Origin of the sequence: Rathayibacter sp. AY1C5, assembly GCF_002931705.1 — a bacterium.
GTDB lineage: Bacteria > Actinomycetota > Actinomycetes > Actinomycetales > Microbacteriaceae > Rathayibacter.
Map to the genome: position 1 here is coordinate 1 of NZ_PSWD01000059.1, position 2,392 is coordinate 2,392.

Genomic DNA, 2,392 nt, shown 5'->3' on the forward strand with positions numbered 1-2,392 from the left:
ACACGCCCTCGAACGCGAGCTGCGCCCACGCGGCGGTGCGGTCCGCGACGCTCAGCTCGGCGCGCTGGTCGTTCTCGATGATCTGCTGAACGATCCGGTACTTCCGGGCCGCCAGCAATCAGTCAGGTGGACGAGCCGGTCGTCGGCCCGCCCCCTACGCGCACCAGTCGCGCGAGCGCCCGTTGACACTGCGCGCGGTGTCGCCGGTGCCGAGGTCGACGAGCACGGTCGAGGTCGCGCTGAAGCCCGGCTCGCCCGGGTAGTCGTCCGGCCGGCCCTCGACCGAGACGGTCTCGACGGCGAGGTACTGCCCGTTCGGCGAGAGGCAGACGCCGCGGATGCGCCCCGTCGGCGAGGTGCGGAACACCTCCGAGGTGCCGGACGCGTCGACGCGGACGACGGAGTACTGGGTCGCGCCCGTCTCCGGTGCGTACTCGGCCTCGAGCTCGACGTAGCTCCCGGAGTCGAGGAGCAGGATCTGCACGGGCGACGCGGTCGCGCTCACGTCCGCCGGCGGGAGGGCGAGCGTCTCGACCGAGCCGTCGGCCAGGTCGATCAGCGAGCCCGACTCCGGATCGGCGACCACGAGCCGGTTCGCGCCGGGCACGAATCCGCGCAGCTCCGCGTGCTGCCCGAGCGGGCTGATCGAGCCGGGCGTCAGCAGGTCGAGCAGGAGCACCGTGTCGTCGAGCGAGTGGGTGACGACGGAGGTGGTGCCGGGCACGAACATCCAGTCGCGCGCCCGCAGCGGCCCGCCGTCGATCCCGACCACGGGGACCGCCTCGGCCTTCTGGTCGGTGAGGTCGTAGGAGTAGAGGGCGCGGTCGAGCGGGCCCGACGGCGCCTGCCCGGTGAAGGTCCAGCCGAGCACGCCCTTCTCGGGCGAGGAGTGCAGCTCGCGCACGGTCCCGGGGCCGGGCAGCGGAATGACGCCCTCGGAGCCGGTGTCGAGCGTGACCGTGCGGAGGAGGTTCGTGTCGTCCGGCTCGATGGTCACGACGACCAGCACCGGGCCGACGACGGCGTAGTCCTGGATCCGGTCGGCCGTGACGAGGACCCGGGCGTCGCCTCCGGAGAGCGGGCGGACGCGGACGGCGTCGGGCTGCGAGGGGTCGTCGGCGGTGCGATCGAGGGTGAAGAGGTCGGGGTCCTTCGTGGTGAAGAAGGCGGAGACGTCGGCGGCCGAGCCGGTCGCGGCGCTGCGGGCGTCGTCGATCCCGATCTCGTAGCGGGTGGCGTAGCGGAGGGTGTCGGTGAAGGTGACGGTGAGCACGCCGCCGTCGAGCTCGGCGGTGTGCGGGGCGTCCGGAGCGACGCGGACGCGGTCGAGAGCGTCGGGCTCGAGCGCCTGGTCGAGGTGCAGGCGGGCTCGGGAGCCGTCGCGCTCGACGACGCCGTCGGTGCTGACCTCGAGGGAGGCGACCCGGGGCCCCTTCGCGACGGTGGCGGCGGTCAGGCCTCCGACCGCGAGGACGAGCACCGCGACGACCGCCCAGAACAGGCGGGGGAAGCGGGAGGCGCCTGCGGAGTCGAGGCCGGGAGCCCGCCGCGCGCCGCCTTCGGACCGTCGCCCGCTCTGCGCCGACGTGCGGCGCTCCGGAGACGCGCCGCGCTCAGGATTCGCGCCGCGCTCAGTAGACATACGGCATCGCCGGCTCGTCGATCGGAGTGAGCGCCTCCGGCTCCAGCACGACCGCCTCGGCGCTGGTGACGCTCGGGTTCGCGCCGAAGCCGCCGCTCGCCTCCAGCCACTGCCCCTCCGACCAGGTGTCGGCCCAGCCGGCCTGGTAGACCGGCACGCCCACCGGCTGGGCGTCCACCGCGCAGCAGGTGACGACGAAGCGGGCGATGTAGAAGACGTTCTCGGGGTCGGAGGCGTCGGGGGTCACGAATCCGCTCACCGTGGCCGTGCGGCCGGCGAGGAACTGCTCGCTCGCGCCCTGGCGCAGCAGGGTCGCCCAGTCGCGCACGCTGAACGAGGCGGTGTCGCCGGTGGGCGCAGCGGCGGTCACGGAGGCGTCGGGGGTCACGAATCCGCTCACCGTGGCCGTGCGGCCGGCGAGGAACTGCTCGCTCGCGCCCTGGCGCAGCAGGGTCGCCCAGTCGCGCACGCTGAACGAGGCGGTGTCGCCGGTGGGCGCAGCGGCGGTCACGGAGGCGTCGGGGGTCACGAATCCGCTCACCGTGGCCGTGCGGCCGGCGAGGAACTGCTCGCTCGCGCCCTGGCGCAGCAGGGTCGCCCAGTCGCGCACGCTGAACGAGGCGGTGTCGCCGGTGGGCGCAGCGGCGGTCACGGAGGCGTCGGGGGTCACGAATCCGCTCACCGTGGCCGTGCGGCCGGCGAGGAACTGCTCGCTCGCGCCCTGGCGCAGCAGGGTCGCCCAGTCGCGCA

2 protein-coding genes are annotated in these 2,392 nt (G+C 74.3%); both read right to left on the bottom strand.

Translation table 11 applies throughout. The features are described 5' to 3' along the window. Window positions 1–154: 154 nt before the first annotated feature. A complete protein-coding gene (locus tag C5C57_RS17440) occupies window positions 155–1,642 on the bottom strand; it encodes a hypothetical protein (RefSeq protein WP_104248331.1) in 1,488 nt (495 codons plus the stop codon). Then, a partial coding sequence (locus C5C57_RS17445) for a TIGR03943 family putative permease subunit (protein ID WP_104297938.1) occupies window positions 1,632–2,392 on the bottom strand: 761 nt, incomplete at its 5' end. The genes C5C57_RS17445 and C5C57_RS17440, both read right to left, overlap by 11 nt.

Coding starts and splice junctions, on each gene's coding strand:
- C5C57_RS17440 (WP_104248331.1), bottom strand. CDS start 1,642: ATGTCTACTGAGCGCGGCGCGAATCCTGAGCGCGGCGCGTCTCCGGAG.